At 53.2% G+C, this 3428-nt stretch carries 2 rRNA genes; both read left to right on the top strand.

From position 1 onward, the window contains the following. The first annotated feature begins 53 nt into the window (after positions 1–53). Positions 54–2961: ribosomal RNA gene (locus tag BJ928_RS38260) — 23S ribosomal RNA — on the top strand. 200 nt (positions 2962–3161) lie between these two features. Further along, positions 3162–3276, top strand: a 5S ribosomal RNA gene (gene rrf / locus BJ928_RS38265). The last annotated feature ends 152 nt before the right edge of the window (positions 3277–3428 follow it).

Here is a 3428-nt window from a genome sequence, read left to right on the forward strand (position 1 = left end):
TGCTGCTGCTTCTTTGAAGCATCAGCTAGATGATGAGCATTGGCAATGAGAACGATCAAGTGTCGTAAGGGTATTTAGTGGATGCCTAGGCATGCACAGGCGATGAAGGACGTGATACGCTGCGAAAAGCCGTGGGGAGCTGCGAATAAGCTTTGATCCATGGATCTCCGAATGGGGCAACCCACCTTAAATGCTTAGAAAATCTGAATTGTTGACCGGTTCCTTCTCTCTTTCGAGGGACGAGGGATCGAAGCCTGTTTGGGCTTCGCAAGGCCAAGGGCCGTCGCCGCTGATGCGGCGTAGGTTCGGCAGCCTGGTGGCTGGATAAACACTTCAGGTTTCTAAGCATTGTAACAAGGTATCTTCACCTGAATAAAATAGGGTGTAAGAAGCGAACGCAGGGAACTGAAACATCTAAGTACCTGCAGGAAAGGACATCAACCGAGACTCCGCAAGTAGTGGCGAGCGAACGCGGACCAGGCCAGTGGCAATGAAGTATAAAGTGGAAGAACCTGGAAAGGTTTGCCGTAGAGGGTGACAGCCCCGTACGCGTAGATGACTTTATTGTCCTAGAGTAGGGCGGGACACGTGAAATCCTGTCTGAACATGGGGAGACCACTCTCCAAGCCTAAGTACTCGTGCATGACCGATAGCGAACCAGTACCGTGAGGGAAAGGTGAAAAGCACCCCGACAAGGGGAGTGAAATAGAACCTGAAACTGGATACCTACAAACAGTCGGAGCCCGCAAGGGTGACGGCGTACCTTTTGTATAATGGGTCAACGACTTAGTGTAACAAGCAAGCTTAAGCCGGTAGGTGTAGGCGAAGCGAAAGCGAGTCTGAATAGGGCGATATAGTTTGTTGCATTAGACCCGAAACCGAGTGATCTAGCCATGAGCAGGTTGAAGGTTGGGTAACACCAACTGGAGGACCGAACCCGCATCTGTTGCAATAGATTGGGATGACTTGTGGCTAGGGGTGAAAGGCCAATCAAACTCGGAAATAGCTGGTTCTCCGCGAAATCTATTTAGGTAGAGCGTCTGACGAATACCCCCGGGGGTAGAGCACTGGATGGGCTATGGGGACTCACCGTCTTACTGATCCTAACCAAACTCCGAATACCGGGGAGTACTATCAGGCAGACACACGGCGGGTGCTAACGTCCGTCGTGAAAAGGGCAACAACCCTAACCTCCAGCTAAGGTCCCCAAGTCATGGCTAAGTGGGAAAGGATGTGAGGATCCCAAAACAACCAGGATGTTGGCTTAGAAGCAGCCATCATTTAAAGAAAGCGTAACAGCTCACTGGTCTAGTCAAGGGTCTTTGCGCCGAAAATGTAACGGGGCTGAAGCCATGCACCGAAGCTGAGGATTCCTCTTTGAGGAGTGGTAGCGGAGCGTTCCGTAAGCCAGTGAAGGGATACCTGTGAGGGGTCCTGGAGGTATCGGAAGTGCGAATGTTGACATGAGTAACGATAAAGAGGGTGAGAGACCCTCTCGCCGAAAGACCAAGGGTTCCTGCTTAAAGTTAATCTGAGCAGGGTTAGCCGGCCCCTAAGACGAGGCGGACACGCGTAGTCGATGGGAACCACGTTAATATTCGTGGGCCTGGTGGTAGTGACGGATTGCTTAACTTGTTCACACTTATTGGATTGTGTGGGCGGGGACGCGGTTCCAGGAAATAGCTCCACCGTATAGACCGTACCCGAAACCGACACAGGTGGTCAGGTAGAGTATACCAAGGCGCTTGAGAGAACTATGTTGAAGGAACTCGGCAAATTGCACGCGTAACTTCGGAAGAAGCGTGACCCTTATGTACGCAAGTATGTGAGGGTGGCACAGACCAGGGGGTAGCGACTGTTTACCAAAAACACAGGGCTCTGCGAAGTCGCAAGACGACGTATAGGGTCTGACGCCTGCCCGGTGCTGGAAGGTTAAGAGGAGGGGTGCAAGCTCTGAATCGAAGCCCCAGTAAACGGCGGCCGTAACTATAACGGTCCTAAGGTAGCGAAATTCCTTGTCGGGTAAGTTCCGACCTGCACGAATGGCGTAACGACTTCCCCGCTGTCTCCAACATAGACTCAGTGAAATTGAATTCCCCGTGAAGATGCGGGGTTCCTGCGGTCAGACGGAAAGACCCCGTGCACCTTTACTATAGCTTTACACTGGCATTCGTGTCGGCATGTGTAGGATAGGTGGTAGGCTTTGAAGCAGGGACGCCAGTTCTTGTGGAGCCATCCTTGAAATACCACCCTTATCGTCATGGATGTCTAACCGCGGTCCGTTATCCGGATCCGGGACAGTGTATGGTGGGTAGTTTGACTGGGGCGGTCGCCTCCGAAAGAGTAACGGAGGCGCGCGATGGTGGGCTCAGACCGGTCGGAAATCGGTCGTCGAGTGCAATGGCATAAGCCCGCCTGACTGCGAGACTGACAAGTCGAGCAGAGACGAAAGTCGGTCATAGTGATCCGGTGGTCCCGCGTGGAAGGGCCATCGCTCAACGGATAAAAGGTACGCCGGGGATAACAGGCTGATGACCCCCAAGAGTCCATATCGACGGGGTTGTTTGGCACCTCGATGTCGGCTCATCGCATCCTGGGGCTGGAGCAGGTCCCAAGGGTTTGGCTGTTCGCCAATTAAAGCGGTACGTGAGCTGGGTTCAGAACGTCGTGAGACAGTTCGGTCCCTATCTGCCGTGGGTGTAGGAATATTGACAGGATCTGTCCCTAGTACGAGAGGACCGGGATGGACATATCTCTGGTGGACCTGTTGTCCTGCCAAGGGCATAGCAGGGTAGCTATATATGGAATGGATAACCGCTGAAGGCATCTAAGCGGGAAACCAACCTGAAAACGAGTGTTCCCTATCAGAGCCGTGGAAGACGACCACGTTGATAGGCCGGGTGTGGAAGTGCGGCAACGCATGAAGCTTACCGGTACTAATAGCTCGATTGGCTTGATCGTTCCCATTGCCAGTGCTCATCTCAGGCTGAATGCGTAGCATTCATGCCTATCCCCCGCTGAATGCGAAGCATTCATGCGGCTTGAGCAATCCAACGACGTGTTTATAAAAAATCCAGCTTCTCATCGCGCTAAACCCGCAAGGTTTAGCGTAGAGGGCATAAACCGCTGGCGCGGTTTGGCCCGAAGTTGCGCTTTGCCGACCTGGTGGTTATGGCGGGGTGGCCGCACCCGTTCCCTTTCCGAACACGGCCGTGAAACGCCCCTGCGCCCATGGTACTTCGTCTTAAGACGCGGGAGAGTAGGTCGCTGCCAGGTCTGCCAAACGCAACTTCACGCTAAACCGCATCGCGGTTTATGCGTCTCAAAAAATCTTCTCTGATCACACGCGATAAACCCAAAAGGTTTACGCTCAAACGGCCAAGCCGTGTTACAATAGGCCGCTCCAAGCGGCCTTTGTCGCTTCTGAA

Source organism: Rhizobium sp. WW_1, from assembly GCF_003610155.1.
Classification (GTDB): Bacteria; Pseudomonadota; Alphaproteobacteria; order Rhizobiales; family Rhizobiaceae; genus Rhizobium; species Rhizobium tropici_A.